This window comes from Delftia sp. WSY_7, from assembly GCF_043104845.1.
GTDB classification, from domain to species: domain Bacteria; phylum Pseudomonadota; class Gammaproteobacteria; order Burkholderiales; family Burkholderiaceae_C; genus Comamonas; species Comamonas tsuruhatensis.
The window spans coordinates 273,442-292,426 of sequence record NZ_JBICLB010000035.1 but is presented as its reverse complement, the minus strand read 5'-3'; the positions used below and the strand labels follow the sequence as shown (position 1 = coordinate 292,426).

Here is an 18,985-nt window from a genome sequence, read left to right as displayed (position 1 = left end):
CCCTGCCGCTCAGTCCAGCCGGATCGACGGGCGCAGGCGCGAATTCATCAAATCGATCAGCCACAGCAGCCCGCCGCGCCAAAAGCCGTAGATGCGGGCCTGGTGCGAGCGGTACAGCATGATGTGACTCAGCATGGCCATGCGCCCGCGGATCACGCCGCCGTTGAACAGGCCGAATTTGCCCAGCGATCCATAGGCGTCGTAATGAGCCAATGACACCAGGGCGCCAAAGTCGCGGTAGGCAAAGCCTTCGGGACGGAAACCCGGCTCCTTCAGCAGGCGCGGCAGCGTCTCCACCAGATAGCGGGCCTGCTGGTGCGCCACCTGGGCGGTGGGCGGCAGCGGCACGCTGGCGCCGGGCAGGGTGAAGCTGGCGCAATCCCCCACGGCGTAGACATGGGGGTCGCTGGTCTGCAGCTGGCCGTTGACCTTGAGCTGGTTGCCTTGCGTGGTCTCCAGTCCCAGCTGCGCCAGGAAGGCCGGGGCCTTCACGCCCGCTGCCCAGACGCGCAGGCCTGCGGGGACGAACTCGCCGCTGGCCAGAACGAACCCCTCTTCGCTGGCCGACTGCACGCGGCCGTTGACGATCACCGAAACGCCCAGGGCCTGCAGACGCAGGCGCGTGGCTTCGGAAATCTCTTCAGGAAAACCGGGCAGCAGGCGCGGCCCGGCCTCGATCAGCACGATGCCGAAGCGCGCGGCCTCGCCCAGCGCGCCATAGGCCCGGGCGCTCTCGGCCAGCTGCACCAGCTCGGCCGCCAGCTCCACGCCCGTGGCGCCGCCGCCCACGATGGCCACGCGCAGCTGCTCGCCGCTGGTCATGCAGCGCACCATGCGCAGGCGGATCTCGCTGTTGAAGGCATCGGCCTTGCGGCGCGAGTCGATCATGAAGCAGTGCTCGTCCACGCCCGGCGTGCCGAAATCATTGGCGCCGCTGCCCACGGCGATCACCAGCCTGTCGTAGGCAATGCGCCGGCCCGGCACGATCTCGCGGCCATCGGGCGCCTCGATGGGGGCCAGCAGCACCTCGCGGGCCTCGCGGTCCAGGCCGCACATTTCGCCGGGCTGGTAGGCAAAGCTGGCGTCGCTGGCCTGGGCCAGGTAGGTGGTCTGCTGCTGGGCCAGGTCGCGCGTGCCGGCCGCAATGGTGTGCAGCATGGGCTTCCAGACATGGGCCGAATCGCTGTCCACCAGGGTCACGGAGCCGATGGCCCCCGTGCGCCCCTTGCCCAGCGCCGTGGCAATCTCCAGCCCCGCCACGCCACCGCCCACGACGACGATGCGCGCCCCGCCCGATGCCGTTGCCGAACCCGCTTCTTGTTCCTTGCCCATTGCTGCTCCCTGCCGGAAGGCCCGGCCGGCCGCACCATGCGCCGGCTTGCAGGACATTCGCTTCCAGACAGTCTTGATTCTTGTCAGTTTGGGTAGCAGGCGACTTGCTAGGGGTAAGCCCCAGATCTGCAACAGATATCTGATAGAAGACCAGCGATCGTGCAAGGCCCAGTCTTGTACAGGACCGCGCTGCAGGAAAAACCTCATCCCTGCCGGATGGCCAGCCGGACGGATCATTGCGCTATCAACACAAGAGCATCCACCGCCTACGTCACGCAGCATCGACGACGACATGACGGCCTGCATCTGCAGGCCTGCACGAATGCCCCGCCGCCGGGCCCGCGATTTGCGATTGTCAATATACGAAACGTATATTCCCCGTATGATCGCCACCCCATGGGAATCGTCAAAATATCCGACCAATTGCACGACCAGATCCGCCTGTCCAGCGCGGCCCTGGGTCGATCCATCAACGCCCAGGCCGAGCATTGGCTGCGTGTCGGCCAGCTGGCCGAACACCATCCCCATCTCGACTACGCAGGCATCTGCGCCCTGCTGCTGCAAGAGGCCGCGGCCACGCTGAAGCTGGGCGAGCCCGAAGCGGCGCCGGCTCCCGCCGATACGGCAGCACGCCGCCCGCGCCCCGTGCGCCTGTCGGAAGGCCTGCAATGAGGGGCGCCAAGCTGCGCAGCGTCCCGCTGCACGATGCCCTCGATATCGGGCAATCACGCAAGGCCGGTGGCCTGGCCGCCCGCGTCCTGCAGATGCTGGTGCCCCACGTGCAGCCAGGCGTCAGCACCGAGCACCTGGACAGGCTCTGCCATGACTTCATCGTCGACGAACTGCGCTGCGTGCCCACCAATGTGGGCTACCACGGCTTTCCGAAGTCGGTCTGCACCTCGCCCAACCACGTCGTCTGCCACGGCATTCCCGACGCCCGGCAGATCCTGCGCGAGGGCGACATCCTCAATGTCGATGTGGCCGTGACCACGCCCGAGGGCTGGATCGGCGACACCAGTCGCATGTACTACGTGGGCCAGCCCTCCAACCAGGCGCGCCGCCTGGTGGAGACCACCTACGAGGCCCTGCTGGCCGGTATCCGCGCCGTGCGCCCCGGCGCCACGCTGGGCGACATCGGCCATGCCATCCAGACCGTGGCCCAGCGCGAGCGCTTCAGCGTGGTGCGCGAGTACTGTGGCCACGGCATCGGCAAGGTCTACCACGACGACCCCCAGGTGCTGCACTACGGCCAGCCCGGCCAGGGCATGGTGCTGGAGGCCGGCATGATCTTCACCATCGAGCCCATGCTCAACGCCGGCAAGGCGGCCACGCGCGAACTGGCCGACGGCTGGACGGTGATCACCAACGACAAGTCGCTGTCCGCCCAGTGGGAGCACATGGTGGTGGTGACCGACACGGGCTTCGACGTGCTCACGCGCTGGCCCGAGGGCACGGGCAGCTACGCGGCCATCTGAGCATGGCGTCCAACTACCTGTACCTGGGCCTGGCCATCGTCGCCGAGGTGGCGGCCACCTCCTGCCTCAAGCAGTCCGAAGGCTTCACGCGGCTGTGGCCCAGCGTGGTCACGGTCCTGGGCTACGCGCTGGCCTTCTACTTCCTGTCGCTGACGCTGCGCACCGTGCCCACGGGCGTGGCCTATGCGATCTGGTCGGGCGCGGGCATCGTGCTGATCTCCCTGGTCGGATGGCTCTGGCAGGGCCAGACGCTGGACCTGCCCGCGCTGGCGGGCATGGGCCTGATCGTGGCGGGCGTGCTGGTCATCCAGCTGTTTTCCAAGACGGCCGGACACTGAGCCGCTGCCCGCGCTGCGGCCCGGCCCTCAGCCCGTGATGGCCTGGACCGATCCGGCCTGGCGGCGCAGCTCGAACTTCTGGATCTTGCCCGTGCTGGTCTTGGGCAGCTCGCCAAAGACCACGGCACGCGGCACCTTGTAGCCGGCCAGGTGCTTCTTGCAGTGGGCCACGATGTCTTCGGCCGTGGTCTGCGCGCCGGCCTTCAGCTCGATGAAGGCGCAGGGCGTCTCGCCCCACTTGGGATCGGGCTTGGCCACCACGGCGGCGGCCATCACGGCCGGGTGGCGGTAGAGCACGTCCTCGACCTCGATGGACGAGATGTTCTCGCCACCCGAGATGATGATGTCCTTGCTGCGGTCCTTGATCTGTATATAGCCGTCCGGATGCTGCACGGCCAGGTCGCCCGTGTGGAACCAGCCGCCGCGGAAGGCCTCGTCCGTGGCCTGCGGGTTCTTCAGGTAGCCCTTCATGGCGATGTTGCCCTGGAACATGATCTCGCCCATGGTCTGGCCGTCATGGGGCACGGGCTCCATGGTCTCGGGATCGAGCACGCTGGCCGAGCGCTGCAGGTGGTAGCGCACGCCCTGGCGGGAATTGAGGCGCGCGCGTTCGCCGATGTCCAGCCCATCCCAGGCTGCGTGCTTGGCGCAGACCGTGGCCGGGCCATAGACCTCGGTCAGGCCGTAGACATGGGTGATGTCGAAGCCCAGCTGCTCCATGCCCTCGATCATCGACGCCGGCGGCGCCGCGCCCGCCACCATGGCCTTGACCCCGGCGGGCACGCCCTCCTTCATGGCGGCCGGCGCGTTGACCAGCAGGCCGTGCACGATGGGCGCGCCGCAGTAATGCGTGACGCCGTGGTTGCGGATGGCGTCGAAGATGGCCTGCGCCTCCACCCTGCGCAGGCAGACATTGACCCCCGCGCGTGCCGCCACCGTCCACGGAAAGCACCAGCCGTTGCAATGGAACATGGGCAGGGTCCACAAGTAAACGGCGTGCTTGGGCATGTCCCACTCCAGCACATTGCTGATGGCATTGATGGCCGCACCCCGGTGGTGGTAGACCACGCCCTTGGGGTTGCCCGTGGTGCCGCTGGTGTAGTTCAGCGCAATGGCGTCCCACTCGTCGGCGGGCAGCTGCCAGTCGAAACCGGCATCGCCGCCGGCCACGAAATCGTCGTAGTCCAGGCTGCCCACCTGCTCGGCGGCCGGTCCGTACAGCGCGTCCTCGACCTGGATCACCAGCAGCGGCGCGCTGCGCTGGCGCAGCTTCAGCGCCTTGGCCACCACGCCCGTGAACTCCGGGTCCACGATCAGCACCTTGGCCTCGCCGTGATCCAGCATGAAGGCGATGGTTTCCGCATCCAGCCGCGTGTTCAGCGCATTGAGCACGGCCCCCGCCATGGGCACGCCGAAATGCGCCTCCACCATGGGCGGCGTATTGGGCAGCATCACGGCCACGGTGTCGTTCTTGCCCACGCCCGCCTTGTGCAGGCTGCTGGCCAGTTGGCGGCAGCGCGCATAGGTCTCGCCCCAGTTGCGGCGCAGCGTGCCGTGGACCACAGCCAGCCGCTCGGGATAGACCTCGGCCGTGCGGGCGATGAAGCCCAAGGGGCTGAGCGGCGCATGGTTGGCGCTGTTGCGGTCCAGGTGCTGGTCGTAAATGTGGGTCATCGTGGTCTCCGGTTCGCTGGGGTTCTTGGTGTGATGCAGGTCTGCCATTGCAGACTGGCGAAACCTGAAGATATAGCAAGACAGGCTTACACAAGCTTGATGCGCGACCACCGGGCGCGCCACCGCACAGGCCCGGATAACCAAAGCGGCATGCATGGTCTTTGCAGGGCATCACAACTTTCAGAATTTCATGGAAATTGAAAATACTCATGCAAAACAATCACTTGACCTGCCTGCAGACGCGCCCCCGACTGTCTCCCAGGCGACTGCACAACCACAGTCCTCTATAAGACATCATTTATCAGATGACTCGGCCGCACGGCCCCGGCTTCACTCGTAGAATCGCCGCTTGGATTCGCCGGCCAGCGCCGCTGGAAGGCGAACAAGGAGTTCCTAGAGGAGTCGCCTGGCAACGCTCCAGGCATCGTTGGAGACGAGCCTGCACCCCACCGGTGCAGGCTTTTTTTTTGCTTCAGCGCAGGCTCAGGGACTGGCGCTTCCAGGCCGGGTCCTGCCAGCGCTGGAACAGCGGCAGGGCAGACACATCGCCGGTCACGCGCTCGGTGGCCAGGCCGTCCAGCCGCACCACTTCGAAGCTCTTGCGGTAGCGGCCCTGGCCACGGGCCTCGCGCGCCACCAGCATCAGCTGGCCGCCAGGCACCCAGCCCGCCCATTCGGCCACGCCGGTCTCCGGCGCGGTGGCGGCGGGGGGAAGCACATCGGCCAGCCAGCCGCCTTCGGTCTTGCGCAGCACCCACAGTTCGCGCCAGCCTTCCAGCGGCTGCACGGCCAGGGCCACGGCCGTGCCCTCGCGGTTGGTGCTGGCCGATGCGGCCCACACCACGCCATAGGTGCAGCGGCGCAGCAAAGGGGCCTTGGCGCCGTGCTGGGCGTCCACCAGCAGCACGCAGGTTTCGCCGGGAGCACCGGGCTCGGTCAGCAGCGTCGGGCGGGCTCCGGCAGCAGGAGCCGCAGCAGCAACAGGCGCCAGCGCCCAGCGCACGGCGCTCACCCGCATGGCCGCGTCGTTGTAGGCGCTCTGGTCTTCATCGGGCAGCTCGGACTTGCTGACGCCCGTGAACTCGGCCAGCGCCCGGGCGGCCGATGCCGCCACGGCAGGGTCGGCCATGCTCTTGCGCGCCTGCTGAAAGGCCAGCGCCGCCCACACGCTGGCGCGGCGCATCTGCACGCGGCCGCGCAGGTAGGGCGGCAGGCCGGTCACGTCCACGCGCTCCAGCACATCGGCCTGCCAGGCATGCATGCGGGCGCGCTCATGGGCCGGCAGATCGGGGTCCACGCATTCGGGCCGTGTCAGCGCCAGGGCGGCGCGGGCGCGCTGCGGCGCGTCGGCGGCGGGCATGGCCAGCACGCGGCGGAAGAATTCGCCTTCATAGCAGACCTGCATGCGGCCTTCGACCTCATAGGTCGCAAAGCGCAGGCCGTAGCCGTTGGCCACATCCAGGTGGGCCGACAGCGTGGCGCCCGAGGCCTTGCCGGGCACAGCGGCGGAGGCGCGCCGCGCCAGCCGGTCGGCAAAGCCGCCCAGTGCGTCGAAGGCCTGCGCGCCTTCGGCGCCGGCCAGGGTCCTGGCGGGCGCGGCCTGCAGGTAGGCGGCCGCCAGGCCGATGCCCAGCGCCTCGGCACCGGGCGTGTCCTGCACGAAGCGCAGCACGGCCAGCAGCGCGGGGGCATCGGCCTCTGTCAGGGCCACACGGCGCACATCGCTGGCGCGGATGAAGCCGCCGCGCTCGCGCTTGTGGTCCCAGACCTGGAGGTAGTCCAGGCGTTCGCCCCTGATCTCCAGTACCTCGCCCTGCCACAGGCTGGCCTGCTGCTGGGCGCCATCGCGCGGCGCGGCGCGCAGGCTGGCCTGGTCCTGCACCACGATGGCGCTGCCCATGCCGGTGGCCAGCGCTGCGGCGGCCAAGGTCGATACGGTCAGCATGGCTTATTGCTCCTGAACGGCTGCGTTGGCATCTTCGGCCGCCACGGAGGCTGCGCCGGCCTGTGCATTGCGGCTGCCGCCCAGCAGGGCCGCGCCGATGAAGTCGCCATTGGCCGGCGGGGGCGCGATGATGACCTGGATCTTGTCCGAGAGCTTGTCGGCCAGCGTCTTCTGGATGAGCAGCGGGTAGCGCGTGACCAGGGTGCCTTCGCGCGCCATCTGCTCGGCGTTGACCTTGCCCAGGCGGTCCATGCGGAAGGCCTCGGCCTCGGCCAGCTTCTGGCGTGCATCGGCTTCGCCGTTGGCCTCGATGCGGCGGGCCTGGGCGCTGCCCTCGGCGGCTTTCACGCGGGCCACGCGCTCGGCCTCGGCCTCCAGCTGGCGCTGCTCGATCTGGCGCTGCTTGAAGGGCAGCACATGCTTCATGGCCTCTTCCTGGGCACGCGCCGCAATCACCTGCTCGCGTGCGGCGGCTTCGGCGGCCACTTCGCGGCGCACCTTGTCGGCATTGGCGTCCAGCTCGGTTTCCTTGACGCGCTTGTCCTTGAGCTCCAGCGTGTAGCGCATCTTCTCGGAGGCCAGCTCCTCGGCCAGCAGGCTGTCCATGCCGCGGCGGTACTCGGCGGGCAGGTCCACCTTGCCGATCTGGATGCTGCGCAGCGTGACGCCGTCGGCCGCCAGGCGCGTGCGCAGTTCGGTTTCCATGATCTGGGCGATCTCGGCACGCTTGGTCGAGAAAATCTCGCGCACGGTGTAGCGTGCGAACACCTTGTAGACCAAGCCCTGCACGGCGGGCTCCACGATGTCGCCGCCTATGTCCAGAGGCAGGTTGCCGGCCTTGACGGCGGGCGATGCGGGATCAAGCGCATAGCGGACGTTCAGGTCCAGACCCAGGGACAGGCCCTCGACCGACTGCAGGGGTGCGCTGCCATTGGCCTGGCGCATGGCCTCCGGACGGTAGCTCTGGTCGCGCAGGGAGAACACGCGCACCGTGTGCAGGCCCGGAACCACCCACACGCTGCCATCGCGCCACAGGCTGACGGAGCCCGTGAACTGGTTCAGGCGCACGCCCAGCGTGCCCTGCTCCAGGTGCTGCACGGGCGGGTTGCGCACCACCACCAGGCCGGCCGCCACCACCACGGCGCCGATGGCCAGCCAGCGCACGGTACGTGCCGTGGGCAGCAGGACTGCCCAGTCCACGGGCTGGCGGCGGGGCGCGTTGCCCGGCAGCGTGCCGGCGTCGGCTGCAGGCTCGGAGGAATCGGCGGTGCCGGCTCCGTCCAGGCGGGCGGACTTGCGGCCCGTCAGGGCCTGCATGATGCGGTTCCAGGTGGCTTTCATGGTGTTCTCTCTCTCGGCTGTGATGGCTGTTGTTGGCTGTTGTTGGCTGTTGTTGGTTGTTTCTGAGGCACCGGAAACAGGGGTGGCTCATTGAGGACCGATTGTTCGGATCCACCCCGGAAGCAACAACGCAGCGCACGGACCAAAGCGCTCACACCGGCAGCGCAAACGCTCCGGCCCCGGAAGAAAAACTCACACCCGGGCCGGCGCAGGGCCGAGATAATCCCGCGAACACCGCCACGGCGGCCTCCCCCGACCCCACCCCTGCACAGCCCCATGACCCGTATCGCCGTGATCGAAGACGACCTGCCCACCAGCAACCAGTTGGCGGGATGGATACGCAGTGCGCGCAGCGGCATCGTGATCGACCAGTGGTTCACGCGCGACGAGGCCGAGGCCGCCCTGGCCCGCGAACACTACGACGCCGTGGTGCTGGACATCGAGCTGGGCCGCGAGCGCCATGCCGGCGTGGCCCTGATCAACGCCATCAACAAGCTGGGCCAGGGCACGCCGGTGCTGGTGGTGTCGGCCATGCCGGCCGCCATCTACCGCAGCATCATGAAAGCGCTGGACGCCTGGGACTACCTGCAAAAGACCACCTTCGAGGAGGCGGACTTCATCGAGACTTTCCTCGACATCCTGCGCACCACGCAGCGCGCGGCGCCATTGGCCGCGCAGGCCGCCGCAGCGCCCGCAGGCGATGCCCTGGTGCTGGACCCGCTGTGGCAGCGCACGCCCACCTGGCGCGGCGAGCGCATCAACCTGCCGCTGACGGCCCAGCGCATCCTGGCCACGCTGCACCAGCGCAGCGGCGAAGTGGTGTCCTACGACGAGCTGTTCGAGGTGGTCAAAAGCGGCCGCAACCGCGACAACGTGCGCAAGCACGTCAGCACCATCCGCGAGGCCCTGCGCGAGGTGGACCCGGGCTTCGAAGGCATAGAGAACGTGCCCATGCGCGGCTTTCGCTGGGTGGGCCAGGCCGGCGCCGCCGCCCGCGCATGAAGCGCCTGCTCAACCCCAAACTGGAGCTGCCCCGGCTGGAAGTGCCGCGCCTGGGCCTGGCCGCCTTCCGCCAGCGCATTCTGCTGCGCGGCGTGTTCGTGCTGCTGGCCGTGGCCACGGTGGCGCTGAGCGTGGTGGTGCTCAAGGATGAGAAGGAACGCGCCTGGCAGGCCTACCAGCACGGCTTTGTGCGCAGCCAGGCCGAGGTCATGGCGCGGCTGCGCCATCCTTCGGGACGCTTGGCCCTGCTCAATGCCGGACACCTGGGCCAGGGCGTGACACCGCTGGCGCCGCTGCTGCTGCCCTACGCGGCCATCGACTTCGACGATCCGCAAAAGTCCCAGCAGGCCGTGGAGATGGCCGGCTGCTCGGTGCAGTATCCCGATGGCGCCTCGCTGTGCGCGGCCATCGGCAACAATCCCTACGCAGGCGGCTTCATCTATCTGGTGGGCAGCTTCTTCGCAGGCGAGCTGACACCGCGCGAGCGCGGCTCGCGCGAGCCCGCCCAGGCGCACCGCGCCCGCATCACGCTGGACATGCGCGGCAGCACCTACCGCTGGATCGCCCCCTATGAGGCCATGCCGCAGCAGGGCAACAGGGCCGGCAACGGCGAGCACGGCCGGCTCACCGGCTTTGTGGACAACGGCACGCCCCAGCTTGACGCCCGCGCGCGGCCCGTGCGCGATTTCCGTGGCTGGCTCTGGCAGAACGGCCATTGCCGCGACCTGCCGCCTGGCGTGCAGGGCCATGCGGGCAATGACAAGACGCCCCCTGCAGCCGATTGCCTGCGCCGCACGCACTACTCCATCCGCCTGCCGGTCGAGCTGTTCCGCGAGGCCCTGTTCCGCAGGGACGTGCGCCCCGTCTGGCCGCCCGAAGACCTGGGCAGCATGCGTGTGCGCGTGGAAATGCTGGCCCCCGGGGACACGGAGCCGCCGCTGTTCGACAGCAATGCGCCGGGAGCGCAGCTTGCGGCCTCGCTCAACGACATCTCGCGCAGCCTGCTGCCCGGCGAGCGCGTGCAGATCCGCAAGGTGGGTGCCGACGAGGCCAGCACCATCACCCTCAAGGGCGTGGATGTGCAGGCCGCGCCGTCGGCGCCCTGGCTGCTGCGCCTGATCAGCTGGCTGCCGCTGCATGCGGCCGGCGTCTCCGCCGCCACCATGACCCCGGCAGTGCCCACGGGCCAGGACATTCTGGACACGCCCACGGGCAACTACACCGTCAGCTTCACCGGCCACCCGCGCGATGTGGAGCAGGGCCTGGCCGCCGTGGCCACGCGCCTGTCCTGGTACCTGGGCGCCATGCTGGCCGCCATTGCGCTGGCCTGGCTGATCGTCGAGCTGGGGCTGATCCGCCGCGTGACCGCCCTCACCCGGCGCGCCGCCGCCGTGTCGTACAACGTGCAGGACGGCCATGTCGGCCCACGCCTGGGCGACCTCGAAGTGTCGGACCTGCGTGGTTCCGACGAGCTGGGCATTCTGGCCGGCGGCCTGGCCGACCTGCTGCAGCGCGTGAAGGACGACCTGCAGCGCGAGCAGCTGCGCGCCCAGCAGGAACGCGACATGTGGCATGCCGTGGGCCACGAAATCATGTCGCCCCTGCAATCGCTGATGGTGCTGTACGGCCCCGACGACCCCGGCCACCGCTATGTGCAGCGCATGCAGCAGGCCGTGCATGTGCTCTACGGCACGGCATCGCCGGCCGAGGCGCTGCAGGCCGCCACCGTGCCGGAGGGCCGGCTGGACCTGGACGCCTTCCTCAGCCACGTGGCAGCCAACGCGCACTATGCGGGCATTGCCGATGTGGTCTACGAAGGTGGGAACAAGAGCGGGAGCGCGGGAGCCGCCGGCGCCGTGATCGTGCGCGCCGACGAATTTGCCCTGGAGGACGTGGTCACCCACATCCTGCGCAATGCCGACAGCTACCGTCCGGCCGGCACGGCCATCACGCTGTCGCTGTCGGCCTCCGAGTCCACCGCCAGCGCCACGCTGCACAACCAGGGCGCCACCATTGCGGAGGACCTGCTGGAGCGCATCTTCGAGCTGGGGGTGTCCGCGCCCCAGGAGCCTTCTGCCGCCAGCGGCGCCGAGCACCGGGGACAGGGCCTGTTCGTGGCCAGGACCTACATGGCCAAGATGGGCGGCACGATCAGGGCCCACAACACGCGCGATGGCGTGGCCTTCACGCTGACCTTCCAGCGCCTGGGCTGAGGGCCGGGCGCTGCCGGCCAGTGCCCCCGGGGCACGGCCGGATGGCCCCGCGAAGGCACAATACGCGGGTGTCCATTCCCCAATCGTTCATCCAGGAGTTGCTCGCGCGCGTCGACGTGGTCGACATCGTGGGCCGTTACGTACAGCTCAGGAAGGGCGGCGCCAACTTCATGGGCCTGTGCCCTTTCCACAGCGAGAAGTCGCCTTCCTTCACCGTCAGCCCCAGCAAGCAGTTCTATCACTGCTTCGGCTGCGGCAAGAACGGCAACGCCATCGGTTTTCTGATGGACCATGCCGGCATGGGCTTCGTTGAGGCGGTTCAGGATCTTGCCGGCCAGGTCGGCCTGCAGGTGCCGCAGGACGACATCAGCCCGGCCGAGCGCGAGCGCCAGGCCGCCCAGAAGCAGAAACAGGCCACCCTCACCGACGTGCTGGAAAAGGCCGGTGAATCTTTCCGCAAGCACCTGAAGGCCTCCCCCCAGGCCATCGACTACCTCAAGCGCCGCGGCGTCTCGGGCGAGACCGCCAAGCGCTTCGGCCTGGGCTACGCGCCTGCGGGCTGGCGGTCGCTGGCCAGCGTGTTCCCGCAGTACGACGATCCGCAGCTCGAAGAATCGGGCCTGGTCATCGTTGGCGAGGGCGACGACAAGCGCTACGACCGCTTCCGCGACCGGCTGATGTTTCCCATCCGCAACGTCAAGGGCGAGTGCATCGGCTTCGGCGGCCGCGTCTTCGGCGACGAGAAGCCCAAATACCTGAATTCGCCCGAAACCCCGGTCTTTCACAAGGGGCGCGAGCTCTACGGCCTCTTCGAGGCCCGCACCGCCCTGCGCGACATGGGCTATGCGCTGGTCACCGAAGGCTATATGGACGTGGTGGCCCTGGCCCAGCTGGGCTTTGCCAACGCCGTCGCCACGCTGGGCACGGCCTGCACGCCCGACCATATTCACAAACTGTTTCGATTTACCGAAGCCGTCGTCTTCAGCTTCGACGGAGACGCGGCGGGTCGGCGCGCCGCGCGCAAAGCGCTCGATGCGGCCCTGCCCTATGCCAGCGACACGCGCAGCGTCAAATTCCTCTTCCTGCCCGCCGAACACGACCCGGACAGCTTCATCCGCGAATACGGCAGCGAAGCCTTTGCCCGCTACGTGGGCGACGCGCTGCCGTTGAGCCGCTTTCTCATCGAAGCGGCCAGCGAAGGCTGCGACCTGGGCCAGGCCGAAGGCCGCGCCCACATGGCCAGCAATGCCCGCCCGCTGTGGACGGCACTGCCCGACGGCGCGCTCAAGCGCCAGCTGCTGGGCGAGATCGCCGAACTCGTGCAGCTCGATGCGCGCGACCTCTCCGACCTGTGGTCGCAGGAAGCCGCTCGCAGCGGCCCGGCGCGGGGCTCCATGGCCGGCGGTGCTTCCCATCCGGGCCAGCAGGCCGGCCATGCACCGGCCGCGCCCGACTGGGGCCAGCCTGTCGAATACGGCGCGCCTTCGGGCTGGCACGAGCGTGGCGGCCATGGAAGCGGCGCGGGCGGCTGGCGCAGCGGCGAGCCCGGGCGCGGCGGCAAAAAGCCCTGGCCGCGCAAACCCTGGGACAAGAATGGCCGGGCCGACTTCAACCCGTCCCCCATGGGCCCGCGTGGCGCGCCAGCCACACGCACCGACCAGGCGGCACGCCTGCTCATGGCGCACATGGAATTCATGGAAGAACTCACCCACGAGGACTTCGAGGCACTGGCGCACTGCTCAGGCGAACATGGCGCCATGTTCCGCTGGATGGAGGCACAGTTCCAGGAATCCGGTGCCCGGCCCTTTGCCGTGCTGCGCGAACAACTGCGCGGCCTGCCTCACGAAACGCTGGCAGACAGGCTCATGAGCGGCCCCCACGCGCACCCCGAGGGCGAACTGCCCGAGCTGCGCCGTGAGTTGCGTGATGTCCTCAATCGCATGGTCATCGTCCACATCAAGGCCCAGATCGACGAAGCCTTGCGCGACATGGCACGGGACCCCAGCGCCGCCCAGCGCTATCGCGATCTCTTTGCCCGACAGCAGGCCCTGGAAAACCAGATGCGCACTTCCTCTTGAAATCGAGGTAAGCAGATATAATTGGGGGCTATCGGCAAGAGCGACAGCAGCACCTCCGGACCGGGCCCCGTGACGAACTCACGTGATTGCAGCAACTGCACGGCCCAATTTCCCGCAAGGACTGCACACCAAATGATCGCCCAGACATCTTGCCTGGAATATGTACGCTTCCCTGGCGGGCCTAGTCCGTCCGCGCGCGCTTAGGCGGCGCTTGTTTGAGTTTCCCTTTGTGTGTGTTCGCTCCCGACCGTGAGGTGCTCATGCCCGTTTCAAAGTCCGTGAAGTCCAAGCAGGCCCCCGAAGCTCCAGCGAAGCCCAAGACTTCGACAACCTCTTCAGCCCCGGCCGTCAAGGCCGGTGCCGGCAAAGCCGCTGCAGGACCGAAGAGCGCCGCATCTGCGGCCAAAGCAAAGAAAGATACCGACGTGGTAACCAAGTCCCAAGCCGAACTCAAAGCCATGGCCGACGAACTGCTCGCCGCCGCGACGCCCAAGCGTGGCCGCAAGAAGGCAGCCGAAGGCGACGACGCCCCCGCCCAGACAGAAAAGAAGCCTGCTGCCGCCAAGAAGGCGCCGGCCAAGGCCGCCACCTCCACCGCTGCAGCCAAGACTCCCGCCAAGCGCGGCCGCAAGCCCAAGGCCAAGGAAGCGGGCGACGACATGGACGACGCCGACCTGTCGGACATCGATGGCGACATCGATGGCGAAGTGGAAGGCGAAGTCGAGACCGAAGTGGAAGTCGAGGTCGAGGCCTCCTCGGCCCCGGCTGAAAAGGTCAAGCCCCTGCGCATGAAGATCAGCAAGGCCAAGGAACGTGCCTTGATGAAGGAATTCGGCCTGGACGAAACCGTCCTGACCGAAGAGGAAATGTCCACCCGCCGCCAGCGCCTGAAGGCGCTGATCAAGCTGGGCAAGACGCGCGGCTACCTGACGCACAGCGAAATCAACGACCACCTGCCCGACAAGCTGGTCGATGCCGAGACGCTGGAAGTCGTGATCTCCATGCTCAACGACATGGGCGTGGCCGTCTACGAGCAGACCCCCGACGCGGAAACCCTGCTGCTGAACAACACGGGCCAGTCCGCCACCACCGAAGAGGAAGCCGAGGAAGAGGCCGAAGCCGCCCTGTCCACGGTGGACTCCGAATTCGGCCGCACCACCGACCCCGTGCGCATGTACATGCGCGAAATGGGCACGGTGGAGCTGCTGACGCGCGAAGGCGAGATCGAAATCGCCAAGCGCATCGAAGGCGGCCTGATGGACATGATGGAGGCCATCTCGGCCTCGCCCGCCACCATCGCCGAAATCCTGGCCATGTCCGAGGAAATCCGCGAAGGCAAGGTCGTCATCTCCACCATCGTCGACGGTTTCGTCAACGCCAATGAGAACGACGACTACGTGGCCGAAGAAGACTTCGACGAATACGACGAAGAGGACGACGACGACGGCAAGGGCGGCTCCAAGGCACTGACCAAGAAGCTCGAAGAACTCAAGAATGAGGCGCTGCGCCGCTTCGACGCCATGCGCGAGAACTTCGACAAGATGCACAAGGTGTACGACAAGGAAGGCTACGGCACGCCCACGTACATCAAGGTGCAGAAGGCCCTGACCGAAGAGCTGATGACCATCCGCTTCACGGCCAAGACCATCGAGAAGCTGTGCGACCTCGTGCGTGCCCAGGTCGATGACGTGCGCAAGAAGGAACGCGAGCTGCGCAAGATCATCGTGGACAAGTGCGGCATGCCGCAGGAAACCTTCATCGCCCAGTTCCCGCCCAACCTGCTGAACCTGCAGTGGGTGGTGGAGCAGGTCGCGGCCGGCAAGCCCTGGAGCAGCGTGCTGGAGCGCAATGTCCCGCCCGTGCAGGAACTGCAGCAGAACCTGATCGACCTGCAATCGCGCGTGGTCGTGCCGCTGGACGAGCTCAAGCGCATCAACAAGCGCATGAACGACGGCGAGCGCGCCAGCCGTGACGCCAAGAAGGAGATGATCGAGGCCAACCTGCGCCTGGTGATCTCCATCGCCAAGAAGTACACGAACCGCGGCCTGCAGTTCCTGGACCTGATCCAGGAAGGCAACATCGGCCTGATGAAGGCCGTGGACAAGTTCGAATACCGTCGCGGCTACAAGTTCTCGACCTATGCCACGTGGTGGATCCGCCAGGCCATCACGCGCTCGATCGCCGACCAGGCGCGCACCATCCGCATCCCGGTGCACATGATCGAGACCATCAACAAGATGAACCGCATCTCGCGCCAGCATCTGCAGGAGTTCGGCTTCGAGCCCGATGCGTCCATCCTGGCGGCCAAGATGGAGATCCCGGAAGACAAGATCCGCAAGATCATGAAGATCGCCAAGGAGCCGATCTCCATGGAAACGCCGATCGGCGACGACGACGATTCGCACCTGGGCGACTTCATCGAGGACACCAACAACACCGCTCCCGTGGACGCCGCCATGCAGGCCGGCCTGCGCGACGTGGTCAAGGACATCCTCGACGGCCTGACCCCGCGCGAAGCCAAGGTGCTGCGCATGCGCTTCGGCATCGAAATGTCCACCGACCACACGCTGGAAGAAGTGGGCAAGCAGTTCGACGTCACGCGCGAACGCATCCGCCAGATCGAGGCCAAGGCCCTGCGCAAGCTCAAGCATCCGAGCCGCTCGGACAAGCTGCGCAGCTTCATCGACTCGCTGTAAGGCGCTGTGGATGCCGCCCCCCCGGGCCGGCAACCGCCCCCCTGGAAAGCCCCGCACTCCCCTGCGGGGCTTTTTGTTTGTGGCCGGCCATCTGCCGGGCAGGGCGATGGTGGCGCGATAGACTGCCGCCTTTGTCTGCAAGGGCATCAGCATGGCTATCGAAATCGAACGCAAATACCTTGTGGCCGACCCCGGCGTCGTGACCGGCCTGACCGGCGTGCGCATGGCGCAGGGATACATCGCCGACAACGGCATGTGGGTGCGGGTGCGCATCGCCGGGGACACCGGATTTCTCACGCTCAAGGGGCCGGCACGCGGCATGAGCCGCGCCGAATTCGAATACCGGATTCCGCTGGCCGACGCCGAGACGCTGCTGGCCCAGCACTGCGCGCATGGCGCACTCGAAAAGGTGCGCTACATCGTGACGGTGGACGGCTTCGACTTCGAGGTCGATGTATTCGAAGGCCCGCTGGCCGGGCTGGTCACGGCCGAGATCGAACTGGCCAGCGAGGATATCCAGCCGCCCTCGCCCGCCTGGCTGGGAGCGGAGGTCACCGCTGATCTTCGCTACAGCAACGCGCAACTGGCCAAGACCCGGCAGGTGCCTTCACCGGCCGTGCTGCCGGGCTGATGCAGGACGGCCTTGTGGACGCCCCGGGGCTACGGGGGGGCTACACGGGGGCCACCAGGGGGCGACAGAGGCCGCAGGGACTGACTGCCGGAACTTCCTGCGCTGTGCAGCGGTTCAGCCGCCGGCCCGGTCCAGGGCCATCGTCTGCACGCGCAGTTCGCAGCCCTCGCGCAGCGGCTGCAGCCCGCCCACAGGCCGGAAGCCGTTCGCCAGGTACAGGCGCATGGCGGGAGAGTCGGCATCGGTCACACCCAGCCGCACACGCTGCATGCCCTTGTGCCAGGCCCAGGCGACGGCCTGGGCCAGCAGGGCCTGGCCCGCACCCCGGCCACGCACGGCGGGATCGACCCACATCTGGAAGAGATCGGCCACGCCGGGCTCGGGGGCACACAGCTTGCACCAGAGCAGGCCGCAGGCCTGGCCGCCGTTGACGGCGAAGAGCACCCTGTCCCTGCCGCCGGCAACGGCGGCCTGCAGCCGCGCAGCCCAGTCCGCGTCAACCCTTGCGGCCTCCGACTCCCAGGTGCTGCCGAAGGCGTCGGGCGCATCGCGCAGGGCACGCAGGCGGATATCCCGGTACTGCGGCCATTCATGGGGTTCAACGGGGCGGATGGAGATCATGGTGCGTCCTTAGGCAGACAAAAAAGGGTTGGCATCGGGAGCCAAGGCGGTGCCCGGCCGGATGGTCCGGCCCGGGCCTCAGCGCCGGCCATGCCGGGCTCCGAGCACTGCCAGCATGCGGAAGAAGGCTGCGCCTATCTCTTCCTCGGAAACGCAGGCGTACCCCAGCAGCAGGCCACGCCGCCGGTGCGGACCCGCGTAGTAGCGCGACAGCGGCTTGACGAAGATGCCGGCCTGCCGGAGGTCCTCGGCGAGCACGACATCATCGTCCTGCCCGGGCAGCTGCATCACGAAATGCAGCCCTGCGCCGCTGTCCACCCAGGGCAGGTGGTCGGCGCCCAGATAGCGCTCGATCAAGGCCATCAGCATGCGGCGGCGCTTGCCGTAGAGCAGGCGCATCTTGCGGATGTGGGCGGCGTAGTGGCCTTCCACGATCAGTTCGGCGATGACCTGCTGCGGCAGCTGGTGACCCTCTCGGTACAGCTCGGAATGGATGCGGCGCAGCGGCTCGGCCAGGGTCGGGGGCAGCACCATGTAGCCCATGCGCAGTCCCGGGTAGAGGGTCTTGCTGAAGGTGCCTATGTAGATGACGGGCGCGTCCTCCTCCATGCCCTGCATGCTGGGCACGGGGCTGCCGGAGAACCGGAATTCGCTGTCGTAGTCGTCCTCGACGATCCAGGCACCCACCCGGCGCGCGTAGGCGATCAGCGCGCGGCGCCGCGCCATGCTCATGACGGCGCCCAGCGGGTACTGGTGCGAGGGAGTGACGAAGATCAGCCGCGGCACGGGCAGGCCGTCCGGCAGATGCATGCCCTCCTCGTCCACTGGCACGCTGTGCAGGCTCAGCCCGTGCTGCATGCGCAACACGTTGGCGATGCCCCAGTAGCCCGGCTCCTCCATCCAGACGCAGTCGCCAGGGTCGGCAAGGCTGCGCACCACCAGGTCGATGGCCTGGTGCACGCCTTCTGTGATCAGCACCTGGTCGGGCGCGCAGTTCACCGAGCGCGCCACGCGCAGGTGCTCGGCCAGCGCCTGCTTGAGCGCCTCCACGCCGCCGCGCGTGCCATAGGTGAGCAGCTGCGGCCCGGCGTGTCGCAGCAGGCGGTTGTGGATGCGCGCGTAGGCGGCGCGCGGGAACTGCGTCACGTCGGGCACGCCAGGCATGAAGGCGCCCCATTGCTGCTCCGAAGCCTGGGCGGTTTTCAGCAAGGCCTGTGCCTGCACGGACAGGCCGCCGCCAGGCGCAGGCGCTGCGGCGGCAGCGCGGCGGGCGGGTGCACGTCCGCCGCTCAGCAGCATGGCCGCAGGCAGGGTGTCGACCACCTGCGTGCCACGCCCGACCTGGCTGCGCACATAGCCCTCCACCTGCAGCTGCTCATAGGCATGGTTGACGGTGTTGCGCGACACATCCAGCTCGCGGGCCAGGTCGCGCGAGGCCGGCAGGCGGCTGCCCGGCAACAGGGCCCCGCTGTCCACGGCCTGGCGCAGCGCCAGGTACAGGGCCCGGTTCAGGCGGACGCGGTCCCCGCCCAGCCCGCGCCAGTCCATCTGGAGGATGAGGTCCGCGCACACGGAAGGTTTTGCCATGTCTGCCTTGCCTGCGTTGCCTGCGTTGCCTGCCTTGTGGAAGCGATGGTGG

At 68.0% G+C, this 18,985-nt stretch carries 14 protein-coding genes; 8 read left to right on the top strand and 6 right to left on the bottom strand.

The window, feature by feature from the left end; all coding sequences use genetic code 11:
* Positions 1-9: 9 nt before the first annotated feature.
* Positions 10-1,332, bottom strand: a complete 1,323-nt coding sequence (locus tag ACF8ME_RS21075; protein WP_043790781.1) for an NAD(P)/FAD-dependent oxidoreductase — start codon at positions 1,330-1,332, stop codon at positions 10-12.
* 396 nt (positions 1,333-1,728) lie between these two features.
* Between ACF8ME_RS21075 and ACF8ME_RS21070 the strand changes: the two genes are divergently transcribed.
* From ACF8ME_RS21070 to ACF8ME_RS21060, 3 genes are read left to right on the top strand one after another with little or no spacing between them, the layout of a single operon-like run.
* Positions 1,729-2,004: a ParD-like family protein gene (locus tag ACF8ME_RS21070; protein ID WP_016447576.1), complete on the top strand. Its 276-nt coding sequence runs from the start codon at positions 1,729-1,731 to the stop codon at positions 2,002-2,004.
* Positions 2,001-2,807 (top strand): type I methionyl aminopeptidase, encoded by an 807-nt coding sequence (map, locus tag ACF8ME_RS21065; RefSeq protein ID WP_209801575.1) that lies wholly within the window; start codon positions 2,001-2,003, stop codon positions 2,805-2,807. Before ACF8ME_RS21070 ends, map begins: the two co-directional genes overlap by 4 nt.
* A gap of 2 nt (positions 2,808-2,809) precedes the next feature.
* Complete coding sequence (locus tag ACF8ME_RS21060) at positions 2,810-3,145, top strand: SMR family transporter (protein ID WP_012206837.1); 336 nt, start codon at positions 2,810-2,812, stop codon at positions 3,143-3,145.
* Between the two features lie 27 nt (positions 3,146-3,172).
* Here the strand turns inward: ACF8ME_RS21060 and ACF8ME_RS21055 are convergent, their stop codons facing one another.
* From ACF8ME_RS21055 to ACF8ME_RS21045, 3 genes are all read right to left on the bottom strand, one after another.
* On the bottom strand, positions 3,173-4,819 hold the full coding sequence (locus ACF8ME_RS21055; protein ID WP_034364211.1) for an acyl-CoA synthetase: 1,647 nt from the start codon (positions 4,817-4,819) through the stop codon (positions 3,173-3,175).
* A 472-nt stretch (positions 4,820-5,291) separates the two neighbouring features.
* On the bottom strand, positions 5,292-6,764 hold the full coding sequence (locus ACF8ME_RS21050; RefSeq protein ID WP_392418077.1) for a hypothetical protein: 1,473 nt from the start codon (positions 6,762-6,764) through the stop codon (positions 5,292-5,294).
* 3 nt (positions 6,765-6,767) lie between these two features.
* Entirely contained in the window at positions 6,768-8,105 is a 1,338-nt protein-coding gene (locus ACF8ME_RS21045) for an SPFH domain-containing protein (RefSeq protein WP_392418075.1), read from the bottom strand.
* A gap of 276 nt (positions 8,106-8,381) precedes the next feature.
* Between ACF8ME_RS21045 and ACF8ME_RS21040 the strand changes: the two genes are divergently transcribed.
* The 5 genes from ACF8ME_RS21040 to ACF8ME_RS21020 all read left to right on the top strand — a co-directional run bounded on the left by ACF8ME_RS21040 (position 8,382) and on the right by ACF8ME_RS21020 (position 16,725).
* Positions 8,382-9,107 carry a response regulator transcription factor gene (locus tag ACF8ME_RS21040; protein WP_392418073.1) on the top strand — a complete coding sequence of 242 codons (726 nt, stop codon included), beginning with the start codon at positions 8,382-8,384 and terminating at the stop codon, positions 9,105-9,107.
* Positions 9,104-11,320, top strand: a complete 2,217-nt coding sequence (locus ACF8ME_RS21035; protein WP_310041244.1) for a HAMP domain-containing sensor histidine kinase — start codon at positions 9,104-9,106, stop codon at positions 11,318-11,320. Before ACF8ME_RS21040 ends, ACF8ME_RS21035 begins: the two co-directional genes overlap by 4 nt.
* A 41-nt stretch (positions 11,321-11,361) precedes the next feature.
* Positions 11,362-13,398, top strand: a complete 2,037-nt coding sequence (dnaG, locus tag ACF8ME_RS21030; protein WP_392418071.1) for a DNA primase — start codon at positions 11,362-11,364, stop codon at positions 13,396-13,398.
* Positions 13,399-13,658: 260 nt separating this feature from the next.
* Positions 13,659-16,094 carry an RNA polymerase sigma factor RpoD gene (rpoD, locus tag ACF8ME_RS21025; RefSeq protein ID WP_016447584.1) on the top strand — a complete coding sequence of 812 codons (2,436 nt, stop codon included), beginning with the start codon at positions 13,659-13,661 and terminating at the stop codon, positions 16,092-16,094.
* Positions 16,095-16,245: 151 nt separating this feature from the next.
* Positions 16,246-16,725, top strand: a complete 480-nt coding sequence (locus ACF8ME_RS21020) for a CYTH domain-containing protein (RefSeq protein ID WP_310041236.1) — start codon at positions 16,246-16,248, stop codon at positions 16,723-16,725.
* A gap of 114 nt (positions 16,726-16,839) precedes the next feature.
* Here ACF8ME_RS21020 and ACF8ME_RS21015 read toward each other — a convergent pair whose 3' ends face one another.
* Complete coding sequence (locus ACF8ME_RS21015; RefSeq protein ID WP_016447586.1) at positions 16,840-17,346, bottom strand: GNAT family N-acetyltransferase; 507 nt, start codon at positions 17,344-17,346, stop codon at positions 16,840-16,842.
* Positions 17,347-17,424: 78 nt separating this feature from the next.
* A complete protein-coding gene (locus tag ACF8ME_RS21010; protein ID WP_046985635.1) occupies positions 17,425-18,933 on the bottom strand; it encodes a PLP-dependent aminotransferase family protein in 1,509 nt (502 codons plus the stop codon).
* Between the last annotated feature and the right edge of the window lie 52 nt (positions 18,934-18,985).

What these genes read in the sequence shown, in the direction of transcription:
- ACF8ME_RS21040 (WP_392418073.1), top strand. Translation starts at nt 8,382, where the DNA reads ATGACCCGTATCGCCGTGATCGAAGACGACCTGCCCACCAGCAACCAG.
- ACF8ME_RS21020 (WP_310041236.1), top strand. Translation starts at nt 16,246, where the DNA reads ATGGCTATCGAAATCGAACGCAAATACCTTGTGGCCGACCCCGGCGTC.
- ACF8ME_RS21060 (WP_012206837.1), top strand. Translation starts at nt 2,810, where the DNA reads ATGGCGTCCAACTACCTGTACCTGGGCCTGGCCATCGTCGCCGAGGTG.
- ACF8ME_RS21050 (WP_392418077.1), bottom strand. Translation starts at nt 6,764, where the DNA reads ATGCTGACCGTATCGACCTTGGCCGCCGCAGCGCTGGCCACCGGCATG.
- ACF8ME_RS21035 (WP_310041244.1), top strand. Translation starts at nt 9,104, where the DNA reads ATGAAGCGCCTGCTCAACCCCAAACTGGAGCTGCCCCGGCTGGAAGTG.
- ACF8ME_RS21055 (WP_034364211.1), bottom strand. Translation starts at nt 4,819, where the DNA reads ATGACCCACATTTACGACCAGCACCTGGACCGCAACAGCGCCAACCAT.
- dnaG (WP_392418071.1), top strand. Translation starts at nt 11,362, where the DNA reads ATGGCCCCGCGAAGGCACAATACGCGGGTGTCCATTCCCCAATCGTTC.
- ACF8ME_RS21045 (WP_392418075.1), bottom strand. Translation starts at nt 8,105, where the DNA reads ATGAAAGCCACCTGGAACCGCATCATGCAGGCCCTGACGGGCCGCAAG.
- map (WP_209801575.1), top strand. Translation starts at nt 2,001, where the DNA reads ATGAGGGGCGCCAAGCTGCGCAGCGTCCCGCTGCACGATGCCCTCGAT.
- rpoD (WP_016447584.1), top strand. Translation starts at nt 13,659, where the DNA reads ATGCCCGTTTCAAAGTCCGTGAAGTCCAAGCAGGCCCCCGAAGCTCCA.
- ACF8ME_RS21070 (WP_016447576.1), top strand. Translation starts at nt 1,729, where the DNA reads ATGGGAATCGTCAAAATATCCGACCAATTGCACGACCAGATCCGCCTG.
- ACF8ME_RS21075 (WP_043790781.1), bottom strand. Translation starts at nt 1,332, where the DNA reads ATGGGCAAGGAACAAGAAGCGGGTTCGGCAACGGCATCGGGCGGGGCG.
- ACF8ME_RS21010 (WP_046985635.1), bottom strand. Translation starts at nt 18,933, where the DNA reads ATGGCAAAACCTTCCGTGTGCGCGGACCTCATCCTCCAGATGGACTGG.
- ACF8ME_RS21015 (WP_016447586.1), bottom strand. Translation starts at nt 17,346, where the DNA reads ATGATCTCCATCCGCCCCGTTGAACCCCATGAATGGCCGCAGTACCGG.